Origin of the sequence: Streptomyces sp. NPDC046716 (genome assembly GCF_040645755.1) — a bacterium.
In the GTDB taxonomy this organism is placed as follows: domain Bacteria; phylum Actinomycetota; class Actinomycetes; order Streptomycetales; family Streptomycetaceae; genus Streptomyces.
Map to the genome: position 1 here is coordinate 84875 of NZ_JBEYYU010000007.1, position 16431 is coordinate 101305.

A 16431-nucleotide genomic window follows, 5' to 3' on the forward strand; every position below is an offset into this window, starting at 1 on the left:
ATGATCGCACTGGTCGTGACTATCGGGCTGGCGCTGGTCGGCTATGTCGTCACATATCTCAACAGCGTGCGCCTGGCGCAGCGTCAGGAGCGTTTGGCTCGCGTGAATCGTCAACTCGGTTCGTTCTACGGGCCGCTGTTCGCTCTCACGGAGGCCAACAGCCGAACGTTCGCGGCGTTCGTGGAACGGCACGGTCGTCCTGGCGGCCGATCGCCGTTCGCCGGCGGAGTTGCACCGACCGAGGACGAGCTCGCCGAGTGGCGCCTGTGGGTCACCACCGTGTTCCTGCCGAACATCCAGGCCATGCGTGACCTGGTCGTCAAGCATGGCGACCTTTTGAACGAGCACATGATGCCGCCACTGTTGCTCACTCTGTGCGCACATGTGTCGGGGTATGAGATCACCGCAGCCCGGTGGGCGCAGGGCCACCACGACGAGCATCTGTCGGTGGTGTCGTTCCCCAGCGGCGAACTCGCAACCTATGCGCGCCAGGGCTTCACCACACTCAAAAAGGAACAGGCCCGGCTGTTGGGCCAGCAAGTCACGTCCTGAGTACGAGGGGCCTCGCAACCGTCCTCGAAAAGTCGGACACGTGCCGACCCGTGCAGCCGACAGGCGTTCCCGCGCGGGTCAGGCTGTCGTGGCCCAGTGTCTCGTGCGGCGCGCCCAGGCACTAGAAGCGATCTCAGGCTGCCGTAGGACAGAAGCTCGAACAACGAGCGGATGCGCATGGTCAGATAAGCGTCGGGTTATCGACGAAGGCGGAGGCACGGTGGAGCTGCGTGACATCGAGATCTTTCTGGCGCTGGCCGAGGAACTGCACTTCGGCCGGACCGCGACCCGGCTGCACGTTTCCCAAGCCCGAGTGAGTCAGTCGATCGCCAAGCAAGAACGGCACATCGGTGCGCGCCTCTTCGTCCGAACCAGTCGCAGGGTCGAACTGACCTCAATCGGGGCTCAGTTGCGTGACGATCTCAGTACCGGCTTTCAGCAGATCCGGGACGGCGTCGCCCGTGCCGCCGCTGCCGCACGAGCAACGCCCGACAAAAGAACGTTGCGGCTCGGGCTGCACGGCCCGCAGCCACAGGACCAGGCACACCTTCTCGACCGGTTCAGCGAACGGCACCCCCACACCGAACTCGTCGTCAAGGAGATGACCTTCGCCAACCCCTTCGGCCCGCTGCGGGACGGCTCGGTCGACGTCGCGACAGCCTGGCTGCCCGTGCGTGAACCCGACCTCACCGTCGGCCCCGTCCTCATCTCCGGCCCCGCGCTCCTCATGGTCAGTGTCGACCACCCCCTCACCCGGCGCGAAGCCGTCAGGATGGAGGACCTCGCCGACTGGACTCTTCCGCACTGCGCCTCCTCCATCCCCGAATACTGGCAACAGACCCTGGTACCCGCCCACACTCCCAGCGGCCGGCCCATCCGGCGCGGGCCGAAGGTCTCGACGTTCCAAGAGGTTGCGGCCGTGGTCGCAGCAGGGGCGGCGATCTGCCTCGTCCATGAAGTCGCGTCGCGCTATTACCCGTGGCCGGGCCTGCGCTATCTGCGCCCGGTGGACGCCCCGACGGTCAGTTGGGCGCTGATCTGGCCCACCGCCCACGCGACCGAGGCCGTCCTCGACCTCGCCCGCGTCGTCTCGGACACACCGCGCGCACTGGGGGACGGCACCCAAGCTCCCCGAGTTGATGGTGCGAACAAAGATGGGCAAAGCATCTGATGATGGTCGCCCTCAACGGCAACCAGCGCCGGAGTCCGGCCGATGTGCCATGAAGAATGCCCATGGAAATGAGCGCGGGCCGATCGCTTCGTCGCACGGACTACTTCCGTTTCGCAGGCCGGGCATTTCCGTCCGTTGACGTCGCCGATGCATTCCAGGCGGCGCAAGGCGATGCGCTCGATGCTCGGGGTGCGCACGACGAGGGTGCCACCTCGCCCGGCGCGGTCGGGAACGTGTGCGACATCTTCGGCAGTCTCACGCCAGGTCGCCATGGCCGGCGTGACGGCCTGGTCTTCGCCTCCCAGCAGGGCGGCGAGGTTCTGCAGGCAGAAGGACTGCGCGGATCAGTTACGGCGGTGAGGTGTCGCTCCGTCAGCCCCAGCGGTGAGGCGGCGCGCGCAGTTGGTGACACTCTGCCGAATCAGTCGCTCCGCGCCGCGCTGCGAGCCACTGAGGACAGCAGAGTCCCGATGGCGATGCCGATGAGGAGATAAACCGCCGCGGTGCCGCACTTCGCCGAAAGTGAGGCCCCTGTCGTGAACGGCAGGAGCACCAGCACGGCTGTGGCGAGGGTGATGATCCAGATGAAGAAACGGTCCGGGCGCGGCGACGCCACCATGAGCAGGTGCAGCAGGGCTGTTGCGGCAAGAGCCGCGACGGCGGCGCTACCGGCCAGGGCCCCGGTGGTGGCGTTTCCCATGGCTCCGTCCCCTTCGGGGGCGAAGACGGCAATTCCGAGCACTCCTCGTACGAGCAGCAATGCGACGACCGCGGTGAGGGCAGCCACCACGGCGGTCATCACGCCGCCCGCCCACAGCCGGCCCGCGTCGAGGCGCGGCCCGGCCGGAGGAGGGGGTTCGGGCGACGGCTGCGGAATTCTGTACGGCGTATTCGAGCGGCCGTAGGAACCGTTCCGTGAATCCACGTCGGACTTGCCCTCCACGTCGTGCCGTCAGTGAAATCAGGCGAGCAGCTTCGTCTTCGCCTGGGTGAACTCTTCGTCGGTGAGGGCGCCGGAGTCATGGAGCTCGGCGAGCCGCGCGAGTTCGTTCGTGCCGCCGGACCCGGCGTTCCCTTCGGAGGCCGTGGTGCGGATGTAGTCCTTGAAGGCCGATTCGGCGTCCTTCGCCTGTTTCACGTCGCGGCGCCCCATGCCCCGCCCTCGTGCGATCACGTACACGAGCACGCCGAGGTAGGGCAGAACGATGCAGAAGATCAGCCAGCCGGCCTTGGCCCAGCCGCTCAGGTCGTCGTCGCGGAAGATGTCCATGACGACCCGGAACAGCAGAAACAGCCACATGATCCACAGGAAGAAGAACAGCATCGTCAGGAAGAGGTCGAGAAGCGGGTAGTCGTCCATGACGTCCTCTTTCCTGACGGATCCTTCTACCGGGCTCAGATTCACGCGCTGGTGGTTAACGAAGTATTCCCTCAGGTGACTGAGTGCGCATTTCGGCACCAGAGTGACGATGGGCCTGAACTCGGTCGAACGTCGCCGCCGTCGACCGAAATTCGGTCCACGTTCCAGGCTTCTGGAGCGATGCCTTGAGCGACGCGGATGGGCGGGGCTGGGAAGAAGGGGCGCGTCCCCCGGGCGCCGTATACGAGGCGATCACCCGGCTGCGTTACGGCGCGCTCGGCATTCGGCCGCCGTACCGCACGAGCTGTACGACGGTGGAGCGTCTGACGGCCTTCGCGGTCGACGGCAGGGCGTGGCGGCTGTCCGGCATCGTGGCGTCGGCGCTGCGCGGCTGTCGTCCGTTCAGGAGCCGAGCACCCGTGCCTTCTCGGTGGCGAACTCCGCGTCCGTCAGGAGTCCTTGGGCCTTGAGGTCGGCCAGTGCGGTCAGCTGGGCCACGCGGTCGGTGGCCGCAGGGGGCGCTGGCGGCTGTGCCGCCCACTGCTGCTGGGCCTGCATCTCGGTCTCCCGGCGCATGTCGCGTTCGGCCACCGCGGTTGACGCGGTTGGAGACAGCCGACGCGGTGCCCGAGATGACCGCCGTACGGGCGATGGTGCCCAGCAGGCCGGGCCGTCCGAAGCGCTGAGGCATGGCGGGTCCGCTTCCTTCCGTGTCATTCGGTGTCGAGCGCGGCGACGGCCGCGACGACGGTGTCGCTGGGGATGCGTTCCAACAGCCGAAGCTCTCCCTGCGAGCCGCGGATCGCCGTGGCGAGGCGCGCGGCCCAGGTGTTCTCCCATGCCACGACCAGGGCCGACGATTCGGCCGGCAGTCCGTCTGCTACGGCTTGCAGGTCCTCGTCGCTGAGCAGGTCGAACTGGACGTCCGTGGGTGTTGCACAAGGCCATGTTCAGGCGATTCAGGGCGCGTGAGCACGGTCCTCCGGTCATGATGCGAGAGCGAGGTTGTGCATCTGGGCAACGTCCTGGACGGCGTGGTGGAGCCCGTCGCCGCGTTGCCGGCAGTCGCGGAGAATCTTGTAGTTCTTCATCCGGCCGATCACGTGCTCGCGCCGCGCTCGCTGCTCCCACCCGCGAGGCCGTGCCGTGTCCCGTCAGGTCTGCAACCCGCTGTCCGCGCTGCGCCACGTGATGCCGTCGGTCGATGCCTACGCCGACCGTTCTCGCGCCGACGGAGGGAGGGGCGGCAGTCCCTGGTCCGGTTCGCGGGTGGCCGTGCCTCTCACCATCCCGTCGGCAGGCTGCTGAGGAACGGGGCAAGCCGGTCGGCGATCAGCCGGTCGTCGTGAGCCGAGGTGTGCCCGTCACATCCGAGGAAGTCCAGGCCCGACTGGTCGAGGAACCAGTAGCGGACTTCGCCGTCGCCGGCATCGTTGCGCGCCTGGACCACCTGCCGCACGTACTCGGCGTTCCTGTCGAAGCCGACGGCCACGAGGATGGTGCCCGCGCCGTAGCGAGTCCGCAGTTTCCCCAGGAACTCACCGTAGGCGGTGCGGTAGGCGGCCGCGAGACTGTCGGGCGTCCACGGTTCACCGGGGGTGAGGCCGGAGAAGTCGTTGGAGCCGAGGTTGACCACCACGATCTGGGGGCGCCATGTTCCGGGGTTCCGCCAGACGTCGCCGTCCACGTTCAGCAGCGCGCGGTCGTAGTAGGTCCGGTACGTGACGTCCGGGCAGATGCCGGCGACGTTGCGCACCATACCGAGGCCGGAGAAGGCGTTGATCTGGTAATCGGCGTCCAACTGCTGGGCGGTGAGGGCGCCGTGGCTCAGATCGGTGTTGGTGCTCCGCTTGAGCTGCTCCGGATTGCAGTCGCGGGTGCCCGAGACATTGCCGTAGCCCACCGTGAGAGAGTCCCCGATGAACTCGATCTGGCGGTCCCGGGGCGCCGGCTTGCCCAGTACGGCGCCCCCGGGCACGGCGACGAAGCCTGCGAACGTGCTGGTGTCCCCCGGGGTGTCGTTGCGTTTGACGACCCGTACCGTGTGCTCGCTGTCGGGCAGGCCGTTGATCCAGTGCGTGGTATCACCGGGTGTGACCAGGGTGGCGACGGTGGCCCCGTCGACCTGGACGTCGTAGTCGGCGGCCGCGCAGTCGAGTACCACCCCGAGGCCGGTCCCGCGGAAGCGGCCCTCGAAGTACACCCCGGGCCAGCTGAACTCCACCGTCTCCCCCAGATCCTTGACCCGCCCTGCGGTGTGCACCTGCCCCAAGACGCCCTCCACGGGCACCGGTTGCCCCGGCTCATCCCGCGGGCTCCCGTCCACCGCGGCAGGCGCCGCCGGACGCCTCCCGCGCCCTGGCGTCGGGTTCCCTCCGCTGAAAGTCATCTGCGTGCCATCTCTCCGTCTCTGTGGCGCATCGGTGTGCCCGGCAGAACCTCCGACATTCCGCACCTGGATGTCAACCAATTTGGACGGACGCAATGGATCAACAGGCTTCCGACGTACGCGACTTGATGTCGCCACTGCGGCGTGCGTCGACCCGGCGGTTTGGCGTTCCTGCACGAGGCGGTTGCTGAGGCGGGGTATGCCGTCGTGCGTGCGCGGAGCCGGGTGTGGAGTGTCCGGCTGGAGCTCGCCGTCGTGGGCTGCCGGCATGACACAGACGATCGTCCAGATCGGCCCTCTCCCCCAAGGAAGACCACACCCAATTCGGAATGCAGCCAGGAGAGGGCCCCGGCCTGCTACAGCGTGCCGTGTTCACACAACTGGCGTGCCACGTCACGCAGTTTGATGTTCCTCTCTTGTGAGTAGCGGCGCAGCACATCGAACGCCTCGTGCTCGTCGATGTGATGCTGGGCCATCAGGATGCCCATGGCCTGCCCGATGGTGTGGCGGGTGTCCACGGCCTGCTGCATCCCGGCGTGCTCACGCGCCCCCGACAGCGCGACTGCCGCGTGGGAGGCCAGCAGCCAGCCGGCGGTCTCGCTGTCGTCGGTGAACGCGCCGGGCCGACGGGAGTACAGGTTGAGGGCGCCGAGGTTGTCCTGGTCGTCGGTGAAGAGGAGGAAGCCCATCATGCTGCCGATCCCCAGGGCGTGGGCCTTGGCGGCGTAGACGGGCCAGCGCGGCGTCTCGGTGGACAGGTCGTGGATACGGAAGCCAGGGTGCCCGATGCGGGCGGCGTCGAAGCAGGGCCCTTCGCCGAGCTGCTCCTGCAGCCGGTCACTCTCATCGACCATGTGCCCGGACGCGGCCAAGGTCGTCACCTGCCCCTTGCTCAAGGTCAGGATGCCTGCCGCGTCGCAGTCGTCGACCAAGGCGACGGCCGCGTCCGTGATCTTGTCCAGGGTCGTGTCCACACTGTCCCGGGCCAGAAAACCCCGTGCCATCGACGCCATGTGCACCGCGAAGTCGCGCCAGTCCACCGTTCAGAGCCCTCCCATTCCAGGCCAGCATCTCGATTGGCCGGCTCAGCATCACTCCCAACGCATATGCCCCGATGTCCGTTCCACAGCCATCAGAGCTAGGCATCGAGCCCCCTCTGCCGCTGCGCCGGCCCGCCAGGCGAGGCTGCGCGTGAGGGCTGGCTCCGGTCTCTCCGACGGCCGTCCGCGGCGCTGCGTGGGGCGGAGGCGCCGCGCTGGCGCGCGGGTGGCGGCGGGTTACCTCCGCGGTCCCAGCCGTTACGCAGTCATGCGTTGTCAGCCCCCGGACATAGCATCCGCCCGTGAACCTCGAATCCCTCCTGACCCATGGCACAGCTCTGCCGCCCGGCCGCACGATCACCTCGGACGACGGGGACAGCGACCGGCAGCCGCTATGGCTGAGCGATGACTCGACTACGGTCGAACTTTGGTCACGACTACGCGCCGAGCACGCAATCTCAGGTCTGTAGCCTCTCCTGCTCGACGCCCTGGACCCACAGCATGAGGACTTCCGACCCTGGGGGTGCGGCAATCTGTGGCCCGAGCTCATGTCCTCTCCAGCGGACCATGCTCCCGCAGCCGTCCTCGCCAGATGGTGGCAGGACTACACCGTCACCGGCGAAGACGACGACCAGCTCACCGTCGAAGAACGCGTGGCCGTCACCGCCCCCTTCGGCCGGACCTGGCCCGGCCTCGCACCCAGGCCCTCCACGCCGGTGCCGTCGACACACACCGAGGAGATTGCCGAACGGTACGCGGAAGCCTTCCTGGCGCAGAATCCACACGCGCGCCTTGGCCTGGTCGCAGCCGGCCGAGGCGCCGACGCCCTCGCCGCGGCCGGGTGGATGGGTCCCGCCAACTACCACAACGACACCGCAGTTTTCGCTGCCGTCGTGCGCGACTGGGAAGACCATTTCGGCGCACGCGTGATCGGCGTCGGATTCAGCACCCTCCACCTCAGCATCGCCAGACCACCGACTCGGATCGAGGACGCTTCGGCCCTCGCCGCCGAACACTTCGCCTTCTGCCCCGACAACATCTGGCAGGGCTCGCACCCTGACCTGGCGTCCTACGCCGAGGGGCTCATCGACCTCAACTACTGGACATTTTGGTGGGACTGACCCTGTCGAAACGGACACGGTCACCGATCGCTGCCCGCCCAGGGAGTGATCGCTCCGAACAATCCAGTCCAGGCGCTGGGGCGGCATCGCTTTTCAGCGCGGGTGCCCCGGTGGCCGAGTGGGCGACCGGCCACGGTCGTGCACGCGGATCGCGCTCGCGCCCCTGAGCTACCGACGGAGTTCCGCCCGTGCGGCCGCCTTCTCGCCGCCCGTGGTGTTCGGCGAGACCAGGACGGCCTGAGGTTCTGCGAGTGGGAGATCTTCTTGCCGAGGACCGGCTCGGCGCCGGCCAGTCGGCAGTGAGCGAACATCCGGGCTCGATCCTTCTGCGGACCCGGCTATCGGTAATGGAAATCATTGTCGTATGCTGCTCGCATGGCTCGCAACGAACTGCGCCCCATCATCAAGCTCCGCTCAACCGCCAGCACCGACTAAGCGTCTGTGACCCGCAAGAACCGCCGGAACAAACCGGACCGGCTGGTCCTCAAGAAGTTCGACCCCCTCGCCCGGCGCCATGTCGACTTCCGCGAGGAACCCTGACCGCACCGGGCCCGCCCGCACGCGAACCAGGAACACACCCCTACTCCAGCCGCTGGCCCCCTCCCACCCCGTACCGGCTTTCCGCCGGCGAAAGGACGATCATGGCCGTCCCCAAGCGCAAGATGTCCCGCAGCAACACCCGCCACCGCCGCGCCCAGTGGCGCGCGACCGCCCCGGCGCTCGTCCCCGTCACCGTCGACGGCAGCGCCTACCTGGTGCCCCAACACCTGCGGAAGGCCTTCGAGCGCGGCCTCCTCCGCCCGGAGGACTGACACAGCATGCCGCACAACCGCCTGCCGGTGACCGTCCTCTCCGGGTTCCTCGGAGCGGGCAAGACCACCCTGCTCAACCACCTGCTGTCGAACCGCGAGGGCCTGCGGGTCGCCGTCATCGTCAACGACATGAGCGAGATCAACATCGACGCCGCGCTGGTGCGCGGCGGCGAGGCCGCCCTCTCACGCACGGAGGAACGGCTGGTGGAGATGACCAACGGATGCATCTGCTGCACGCTCCGCGACGACCTCCTCGAAGAGGTGGACCGCCTCGCCCGGGAGGGACGCTTCGACTACCTGCTGATCGAGTCCAGCGGCATCTCGGAGCCCATGCCGGTCGCCGCCACCTTCTCCTTCGCACGCGACGACGGGGCGACCCTCGACGACCTCACCCGGCTGGACACCATGGTCACCGTGGTGGACGCGGCCAACTTTCTGACCGAGCTGGGCACCGGCGACGAACTCGCGGAGCGCGGCCTCGCCCCCTTCGAGGACGACGAGCGCACCGTGAGCGATCTGCTGATCGACCAGGTCGAGTTCGCCGACGTGATCGTCCTGAACAAGCTCGACCTCGTCGACAGCACCGCAGCCGAACGGCTGCGCGGCATCCTCTCCCGGCTCAACCCCGGCGCACGCCTCGTCGAGACGGTCCGCGGGCAGGTGCGCGCCTCGGAGGTACTCGGAACCGGTCTGTTCGACGTGGAACAGGCGCAGCAGGCACCTGGCTGGGTGAGGGAGCTGAACGGCGAACACATTCCGGAGACCGAGGAGTACGGGATCTCCTCGGCCCTGTTCCGTGCCGACCGGCCCTTCCACCCGGGGAGGTTGTGGCAACTGATCACCGAGCGGTTCGACAGTGGTGAGTTCGGAACGATCCTGCGCAGCAAGGGCTTCTTCACACTGGCCGGGCGCCCCGGGGTGACCGGGCTGTGGTCCCAGGCGGGGTCCGTCGCCCGCTTCGAGCCCCTCGGAAGCAGCGCACCAGGGGCCTGCGAGCAGCGGGCCCAGGAGCTGGTGTTCATCGGCACCGAACTGGAGCCGGCGACTCTGCACACCGCCCTGGAGGACTGCCTCCTGGACGGCGAATGGACCGGCGGCGAGGAGGATCCCTTCCCTCTCTGGAACGTCCCGGAGGCCCAGGATGCCTGCGCGCACGAGCAGCACGGGACGGTGCTGCCCGTCTGAAGACCCCGGGCGGGTGATGGTCGCAGCCACGGCATCGCCCGCCCGGTCAGCCTGGCAGAGATGCCATCGGCCATGCGCTACTCGACAGCCTCCCCCGTGCCTGCGGCGGCTCGGGTGTGATGTCGTTGACGTTCGCCGCCAGGGCAATAGCGTGAGGTCGACTTCGGCTCGGCCGTATCCCGCTCGCTTGGTCAGCTTGACCCGGATGGCTTGGCCGTCGACTTGTCCTGAGCTGCAGGTTGGTGTGAGCCCGGCGACAACAGCGTTCTTCATCCACGCAAACCGCGGCAACGGCCCCCACCACCTCGGTGAACCCGTGGACCTCTTGGAGTTCATCGTGCGCGGACATGCCCTGCGCATTGTGGGATACCCCGAGGCTGTGGCCGCCCGTGTTCAGGGCCCAAAGCAGCGGCCCAACTGGCGGTCTCCACGCAAATGATCGTGAGAGATCTGACGGAAACGCGGCGGCCAAGGGTTTTCCCGGCAGACAATGTCCGGAGGGGAGGGTGACAAAGGTGAGTGAAGAACGGGTTGTGGCCGGCTTCGGTCTGGCGGAGGCGATCGGGATCTTGCGTGACGAGTTGCTCGCGGCACGTGAGGCAGGCGCGGAGGCGGCGGTGCAACTCCCCATCGAGTCCATGACGGTCGAACTGACAGTGACCGCGTCGCGGTCCGTGGACGGCAAGGCGGGATTCAAGGTGCCGTTCGTCGAGGTCGGAGGCGGCGGAACCCTCGGGCGCGGCGACGAGCAGCGGGTGACTGTCACCTTCGGAAGCCCTGTGGACGCGCAGGGCAGGCCTGTCAAAGTCGCGCGCAGCGGCGATGAGTTGAAGGACTGACGCCTTGACCGGCGTTTCGTGGTCGGAACGTCTGGTCGAGGTGATCGCCGATCTCGGTCCGGCCGGCTTCCGCTACGGGTCGGGATGTGTGGTGGCCGGCAAGACGGTGCTCACCGCCGCGCACGTCATCGTCGGCGCGGTGGGTGTCACGATCCGCGACACCCGTAAGCGGTCCTACCCGGCCAGGGTCGACGCCGCGTTCACGGGTTCGCCCGAAGGCCCCGTCCCGGATTTCGCGCTCCTGCAGGTCTACGGCCTTCCAGGTGACGGATATCCGCCGCTGGGTCTTGGGCGGGCGGTGAGGGACAGCGAGACACCCGTGGTGATCGAGCGCTGCCACGCGTTCGGCTTCCCGGGGTTCGCCGAGACTTCGGAGCCGCGGCCGGCTCGGGACAGCGTCCACGCGGTCGGCGCGATCGCACCTCTGTCCAAGCTCTCCCGGGGCCTGTTGAGCATGGTGGTCTCCCTCGAACCGGCACCGCTGGGCCCGCAGTCGGCGTCGGCGCGGTCGGGGGAATCGCCGTGGTCGGGGATGTCCGGCGGCCCTGTGGTCGCCGACGAACGGCTTTTGGGCGTGGTGGTCGAGCATGCGCTCGCCGAGGGGTCCTCGACCGTCACCGTGCTGCCGCTGACCGCGTTGGAAGCGGATCCGGACCGGCCCCGCTGGGGGCCGGGTGTCCCCGATCCGTTGGCGTGGTGGCGCCAGCTCGGTGCCGCCGACGGTCCGGCACACCTGCACCCCGTGCCGAAGCCGTCCACGGCATGGGCCGCGGAACCGCGCCGGTCGGCGTACGAGTCCCAGGTGGAACGAGTCGCCCCAGAGCAACTGCTCGGACGTGACGCAGAGTTGGATGAGCTGGCCAGGTTCTGTACGCAACCCGACGGTGTCACCTACCGGTGGCTGCGAGCGGGTGCCTGGGCAGGCAAGTCGGCTTTGATGTCGTGGTTCGTTCTGCACCCTCCTCCGGCTGTCCGGATGGTGTCGTTCTTCGTCACCGCCCGCTTCGCGCGCCAGGACGACCGGGTCGCCTTCGCGGAAGCCGTGCTGGAGCAGACCCTTGCGCTGCTCGGGCAGCAGGTGCCCCCGCTGCTGACCGAGACGACCCGTGACGCGCATCTGCTGGCCAAGCTCAACGAGGCCGCGGCCGTCTGCCGTGCACGCGGGGAGCGGCTGGTCCTGGTCGTCGACGGGCTGGACGAGGACCGCGGCACCGACGGTCACAGCATCGCCGCGCTGCTGCCGGAGCGGACGGTCGCCGGGATGCGCATCATCGTCACCGGCCGCCCCAACCCGCCACTGCCACCCGACGTGAGCGAGCACCATCCGCTGCGCGACGCCACGACGGTGCGGACCCTGCCCCAGTCCCCCCATGCCGCGTCGACCAGAAATGTCACGCAGCAGGAGGTCAAACGGCTCTTTGCCGACCCGGCCGACCGCGATCTGCTGGGCTTCATCGCCACCGCCGGCGGCGGTCTGACGGCGCTGGACCTTGCCGAACTCACCGACCGGCTCGCCTGGCAGGTCCAGGATCGCCTGCACGCCACGGCCGGAAGGACGTTCGGCACCCGGGCGGGCATCTGGCGGCCGGAGGACACCTACGTGCTCGGCCACGAGGAACTCCAGAACAGCACCGTCGACCTTCTCGGCGAGCAGGCGCTGAAGACCTACCGCGAACGGCTGCACGTCTGGGCCGACACCTATCGGCAGCGCGGCTGGCCCGCCGACACCCCCGACTATCTGTTGCAGGGGTATCTGCGCCTCCTGCAGACCGATGACGACGTGGCGCGACTGGCCGGTCTCGTCACCGATCCGGTGCGCCAGGCACGGCTGCTCTCCCGCTCCGGGGCTGACCGCGCAGCCATGACGGAACTCACCCTGGCGCAGGACCTGATCCTGGCGCAGGACGTCCCCGACATCACCGCCATGGCGATCGTCGCGATACACCGTGACGTCCTGGTACGGCGCAACCGCAGCATTCCTGCGGACCTGCCCGTGCTCTGGGCCCAACTCGGATTGCCCGCACGCGCCGAGGCGCTGGCCCAGTCGATCAGCGACGAGGAGCAGCGCGGGCAGGCACTGCGGTTGATCGCGGCCGCCACGGAGATCAGCCCCACAGCGCCGGATTCGGTCGCCGGCAATCCGCCCATAGCGGCTCAGAGTGCCTCTGCAATCGACACAGTCAATGACGACGCCGGGTTGATGGACGACGCCTGCCTGGAGGAAGACGTCCACGCGCTGATCGTGGCTGCTCAGTCGGTCAGCGGTACCGAGGAAAAGTGGTTCGACGCGGCAGAGATCACAGCCTACTCAGTGCGGGATCCCGAACTGCGCGTGAACTTGTGGAACGCCATCCGCTGGGCACAAGGATCGGCCGCCGTCTCCAGAGAACTCTCCGAGGAGTCCGGCTCCGTGCTCGCTCCCGCCACCCCGCCGTCCCAGCTGACCGACCGCGTCGCCCGGCGGTTCCTCGCCTTGGGCGACCTCGATCGGGCTGAGGCAGTCGTCGAGGCGCTTCACCAGAGCGACTCTTGGTTCGAGTACCTCGCCGACGTGGTCGAAAGCGCCGTGAGGAAAGGCAATGCGGATCGTGCCGAGAGGATCGCCCTGGGGCCGTTGAACCGTGGCCTCAGGTCCAGGGTCCTGAACCGGTTGGTCGAGACAGCCCTGGCGACAGGGGCGCCGGCCAGCGCGGAGGTCAGCGCCCGCACCTTGTGCAGGACCTACGGCAACCCTACTGAACTCGTCAGCGTCGGGGTCGCCCTGTGGAAGGCGGGCCAGGCCGAACATGCTCGACGGCTGCTCGATGAGGCACTTGAGGCGCTTGAGAAGGTGCAGTCGTCACGGTTCCCCCTTCTGTGGAATTCCGCCGATGCGTTCGCGGACACTTTGCGGGCCCTGGTCGAGACCGGCAACCTCGAACCTGCTGTGTCTGCGGCCAGCGCCTGCCAGGAGGAGACGACCAGACAGTGGGCCCTGCTGATCGTGGCAGAGGCCGCAGCCGACGGCGACGAGATCGCCCGGGCTCTGGCGACCGACATGGCACGGAGATGGGCGAAGTCGACGGAGGCGTCCGGAAACCTGTACCACGCGGTCGGCCTGCTGGCTCGTCTGGGCCGGGCCGACGAGGCGTTGGCCGAGACACAGCAGATCGCCGATCGTGAGGTCCGACGGCATGTGCTGGTCCGCGTTGTCGAAGGTGTGCTGGATGCCGACGACCTCGATACGGCCGCGGAGCTCTGTGACCGGATCACGGATCAATCAGACCTCAATGCCTTGCTGCCGGGTTTCCTCCGAGCGCATCTGCGAGCTCACGACCGCCCGGCGGCACTGGCCGTCGCGCAGAGCCTGCCCGACTCATTGGCTCTTGACGAGGCGAACGTGTCCGCACTCGTCCAAGCAGCCCTCGACGAGAAGGCCTTCGATGTCGCCGAGGCCCTGGTGGCCGCTGCCGGTCAACCCGATGCCCAGGTACGGCTGAGGATGCGCGTGGCAAAAGCAGCCGTCGTATCAGCACCAACGGAGCGCGCCCGGGAACTTCTCGAGGCCGCGGAGACCGCCGTACGCTCCAGCCCGGATCCGGGGTGGCGGGCTGCCGCGCTGACCACGGCAGCCCGCGCGCTCATACAGCATGGCGATGCCGACAGGATCGGGATGCTGGTGCAACGGGCCGAAGCCGCGGCCGGCCAGATCCTGGACCCGGCAGCACACTCGACTGCGCTCGTCGACGTCGCCACCGTAGTCATGGCCTCACAAGGCCAGCGGGACGCGGACCGGATCTTCAAAGAGGCTGCACGCGTCTTCCCCATTCCCTGTACGCAGGTGGAACGACTTGCCGCTTCCGCCATGGCGGCAGCCGATCGCGGCCATCCATTCGCGGCCCGGCGGCAGGTTGCCGCACTGGGCGCGCTCACTGCGTGGATCACCGACCCGCACAACCGGCTCTACGCCGAACAGGCCCGACTGACTGCTGCCATCCACATCGGCGATCTCCCACAGGCTCAGGCCGCCGCTTGCGCCATCGACCACCCGGACCAGCAAGCACTCGCTCTGACGGATGTCGCACGCGCCATGGCCACGGCCGGACAGCCCGGCCCGGCCATCACCCTCGCCTTGACCATTGCGATCCCGGACCGGCAGGCAGACGCCCTGACAGACGTGGCCCAGTTGGCAGCGGCTCGCGGCGACTTCGACGCCGCTGAAGACGCAGCGCACGCCATCACCCTCCGCAGCGCCCAGGCGCCGTCCCTGGTCGCCGTCGCCTGGGAAGCCGCGCGCGCCGGTGACCTCGTCCGCGCGGAGCGTCTCGTGGCCGCCATCGCCGACCCGGCATGGCAACAACTCGCGCTCAGCGCCCTTCATGACCAGCGCAGCACGCAACAAACCACGACATCTGAAGGGCGCCGCACGCATACCGTCCCGCCGTCGACCACCTCGGACACCGACACTTCGCCAGGGAGGCAGGCTGAGGCACTGCTACGCCGCGCCGACACCGCACCCGATGATCCGTCCAGCGTCCGGCTCCTCGCCGAGGCACTGCGCATCAGCCCATGCCCACCGGTACTTGCCTCACTCAGCCGGATCGCCCCTGCTGCTGCACGGTCTGCCACCGACACACTCCTGGCACTACTCCAGTGAATGCCTCGTGTGGCACTCCCGTCGGGGCCACACGCTGCTCAGGCCGTCTGCACTCGTTCGGGTCAGATCTCGACTGCGAAGACCTCCTGCCCACCACCCTGCGCATTCTGACATCTCAACCAGCGCGGGAACGTCTTCCGCGCACCAGGGGCGAAGGGCAAGCGCGGGAGCGGTCGAGGTAGCGGCAGCCATGCCGCCCCGCAGGCGTCCCGTCAGCTCCGTGTCCGAGTCTGCAGAGCATGGACGGCCCAGTCGAGCACGGGCCGCAGGCTTTCCGGATCCGGCCAGCCGTTGATCACTGCAAGCAGCGAGGAGTACCGCTCCCTCCGAGGGTCATTCATACGTTCCAGCCGGACCAGGAGCTGCCCCCGCGACGTGGCATCGTCACCGCAGTCGAGGAGATGTGCGCAGCGGGTCATGAGAGTCGCGACGACCGGATCGGCCTGGGGCGAAGCCGGTTCGACACCTGCTGCCACGGCCGGCGCGATCTGGTCACGGACGATCGCAGCCAAGTCGTTGTGCAGCGCGGGTGGACGGCCCGGGATGTGCCTGGCCGTCTGCTCCTGGGCCAGGTCTCGTACAAGGCTGCGGAAGTCCGGGTCCTGCGACAGCTCGGCCAGTTCCACCCATGCCTGGACCTGTTCCGTATCGGGGTTGTCCGGCAGTTCCGGAGTCATCGAGCGCGTGATTCCCGCGAACATTGAGCTGGTACCCATGCCACCGAACGCGGCGTCGAAGAAGTCGCCGACCAGTTGTTGGCGTTCGACTTCGGACAGCTTGGCCAGTTTGTGCATCAGATGTGTCTCCTCAGGGGTAGCCCCGCGGTTCGCCACCGCGGTCAGCACTGCGCGCCGCAGCCGCAGGATTCGGATCTGCACGTCCAACGCGTCGGCGTGTACCGCGGCGACCTCCGACATCGCGAGTTCCCGGTTCATGATCTTCCGGATGGCCGTGAGGTCCAGTCCCAGGTCGCGCAGGGTTCGCACAAGGTCCAGTCGTGCGACGGCGTCGTGGTCGTAAAGGCGGTAGCCTGCTGAGCTGCGGTCAGCGGGCGGTAGGAGTCCGGAGTCGGAGTAGAACCGGATGGTCTTGACCGTGCTATCGGCCCGTCGGGCCAGTTCGCCGATCGAGTAGAGCGTGCGGCCGTTCATGTCTCCACTCTCTGGTCTCCCCCTGCTGGAGACTCAAGCTCGTGACCTCGCGACGGTCGAATTCTCACAAACTCCCCTTTGCCCCAAGCAGGATCAACCGCGAGCCACCAGACCGCGGGAACATCCGGGAATCGACGCTCGAAGGGCTCGACACCGCGGCACGCAAGGGCAAGCA

Annotated in this window: 14 protein-coding genes and 2 pseudogenes; 8 read left to right on the top strand and 8 right to left on the bottom strand. The window is 68.1% G+C overall.

Annotation, left to right across the window (positions count from 1 at the left end):
- The gene (locus ABZ930_RS07715; RefSeq protein WP_361543120.1) at nt 1-552 is read left to right on the top strand and encodes a hypothetical protein; all 552 of its coding nucleotides are present in this window, start codon (nt 1-3) and stop codon (nt 550-552) included.
- A 220-nt stretch (nt 553-772) separates the two neighbouring features.
- Nucleotides 773-1723 (top strand): LysR family transcriptional regulator, encoded by a 951-nt coding sequence (locus ABZ930_RS07720; RefSeq protein WP_361543123.1) that lies wholly within the window; start codon nt 773-775, stop codon nt 1721-1723.
- Nucleotides 1724-2144: 421 nt separating this feature from the next.
- On the opposite strand, the gene ABZ930_RS07725 is transcribed toward ABZ930_RS07720, so the two are convergent.
- The 7 genes and pseudogenes from ABZ930_RS07725 to ABZ930_RS07755 all read right to left on the bottom strand — a co-directional run bounded on the left by ABZ930_RS07725 (nt 2145) and on the right by ABZ930_RS07755 (nt 6512).
- Nucleotides 2145-2666 carry a DUF6069 family protein gene (locus ABZ930_RS07725; RefSeq protein WP_361543126.1) on the bottom strand — a complete coding sequence of 174 codons (522 nt, stop codon included), beginning with the start codon at nt 2664-2666 and terminating at the stop codon, nt 2145-2147.
- Nucleotides 2667-2684: 18 nt separating this feature from the next.
- A complete protein-coding gene (locus tag ABZ930_RS07730; RefSeq protein ID WP_361543129.1) occupies nt 2685-3083 on the bottom strand; it encodes an SHOCT domain-containing protein in 399 nt (132 codons plus the stop codon).
- 402 nt (nt 3084-3485) lie between these two features.
- Nucleotides 3486-3659 (bottom strand): SHOCT domain-containing protein, encoded by a 174-nt coding sequence (locus ABZ930_RS07735; RefSeq protein ID WP_361543132.1) that lies wholly within the window; start codon nt 3657-3659, stop codon nt 3486-3488.
- Nucleotides 3660-3796: 137 nt separating this feature from the next.
- Nucleotides 3797-3994, bottom strand: a complete 198-nt coding sequence (locus tag ABZ930_RS07740; protein WP_361543469.1) for a DUF6325 family protein — start codon at nt 3992-3994, stop codon at nt 3797-3799.
- Between the two features lie 75 nt (nt 3995-4069).
- Nucleotides 4070-4210, bottom strand: a pseudogene (locus tag ABZ930_RS07745) (IS5/IS1182 family transposase); the annotation flags it as partial.
- 155 nt (nt 4211-4365) lie between these two features.
- Nucleotides 4366-5472 (bottom strand): SGNH/GDSL hydrolase family protein, encoded by a 1107-nt coding sequence (locus tag ABZ930_RS07750; RefSeq protein ID WP_361543135.1) that lies wholly within the window; start codon nt 5470-5472, stop codon nt 4366-4368.
- A 356-nt stretch (nt 5473-5828) separates the two neighbouring features.
- Nucleotides 5829-6512 (bottom strand): GAF and ANTAR domain-containing protein, encoded by a 684-nt coding sequence (locus tag ABZ930_RS07755; protein WP_361543141.1) that lies wholly within the window; start codon nt 6510-6512, stop codon nt 5829-5831.
- Nucleotides 6513-7165: 653 nt separating this feature from the next.
- Here ABZ930_RS07755 and ABZ930_RS07760 point away from each other — a divergent pair.
- The 6 genes and pseudogenes from ABZ930_RS07760 (at nt 7166) to ABZ930_RS07785 (ending at nt 15105) form a co-directional block, all read left to right on the top strand.
- On the top strand, nt 7166-7633 hold the full coding sequence (locus tag ABZ930_RS07760) for a DUF4253 domain-containing protein (protein WP_361543144.1): 468 nt from the start codon (nt 7166-7168) through the stop codon (nt 7631-7633).
- Between the two features lie 375 nt (nt 7634-8008).
- Nucleotides 8009-8173: pseudogene (gene rpmG / locus ABZ930_RS07765) on the top strand (50S ribosomal protein L33).
- 101 nt (nt 8174-8274) lie between these two features.
- The gene (rpmF, locus tag ABZ930_RS07770; RefSeq protein ID WP_361543147.1) at nt 8275-8445 is read left to right on the top strand and encodes a 50S ribosomal protein L32; all 171 of its coding nucleotides are present in this window, start codon (nt 8275-8277) and stop codon (nt 8443-8445) included.
- A gap of 6 nt (nt 8446-8451) precedes the next feature.
- The gene (locus tag ABZ930_RS07775; protein WP_361543150.1) at nt 8452-9630 is read left to right on the top strand and encodes a GTP-binding protein; all 1179 of its coding nucleotides are present in this window, start codon (nt 8452-8454) and stop codon (nt 9628-9630) included.
- Between the two features lie 515 nt (nt 9631-10145).
- Nucleotides 10146-10469, top strand: coding sequence for a trypco2 family protein (locus ABZ930_RS07780; RefSeq protein ID WP_361543153.1), 324 nt, complete (start codon nt 10146-10148; stop codon nt 10467-10469).
- A 4-nt stretch (nt 10470-10473) separates the two neighbouring features.
- Nucleotides 10474-15105, top strand: coding sequence for a serine protease (locus tag ABZ930_RS07785; protein WP_361543156.1), 4632 nt, complete (start codon nt 10474-10476; stop codon nt 15103-15105).
- A 212-nt stretch (nt 15106-15317) separates the two neighbouring features.
- Here the strand turns inward: ABZ930_RS07785 and ABZ930_RS07790 are convergent, their stop codons facing one another.
- Entirely contained in the window at nt 15318-16256 is a 939-nt protein-coding gene (locus ABZ930_RS07790) for a MerR family transcriptional regulator (protein WP_361543158.1), read from the bottom strand.
- Nucleotides 16257-16431: the final 175 nt, after the last annotated feature.

Coding starts and splice junctions, on each gene's coding strand:
- ABZ930_RS07730 (WP_361543129.1), bottom strand. CDS start 3,083: ATGGACGACTACCCGCTTCTCGACCTCTTCCTGACGATGCTGTTCTTC.
- ABZ930_RS07775 (WP_361543150.1), top strand. CDS start 8,452: ATGCCGCACAACCGCCTGCCGGTGACCGTCCTCTCCGGGTTCCTCGGA.
- ABZ930_RS07715 (WP_361543120.1), top strand. CDS start 1: ATGATCGCACTGGTCGTGACTATCGGGCTGGCGCTGGTCGGCTATGTC.
- ABZ930_RS07790 (WP_361543158.1), bottom strand. CDS start 16,256: ATGAACGGCCGCACGCTCTACTCGATCGGCGAACTGGCCCGACGGGCC.
- ABZ930_RS07750 (WP_361543135.1), bottom strand. CDS start 5,472: ATGACTTTCAGCGGAGGGAACCCGACGCCAGGGCGCGGGAGGCGTCCG.
- rpmF (WP_361543147.1), top strand. CDS start 8,275: ATGGCCGTCCCCAAGCGCAAGATGTCCCGCAGCAACACCCGCCACCGC.
- ABZ930_RS07735 (WP_361543132.1), bottom strand. CDS start 3,659: ATGCGCCGGGAGACCGAGATGCAGGCCCAGCAGCAGTGGGCGGCACAG.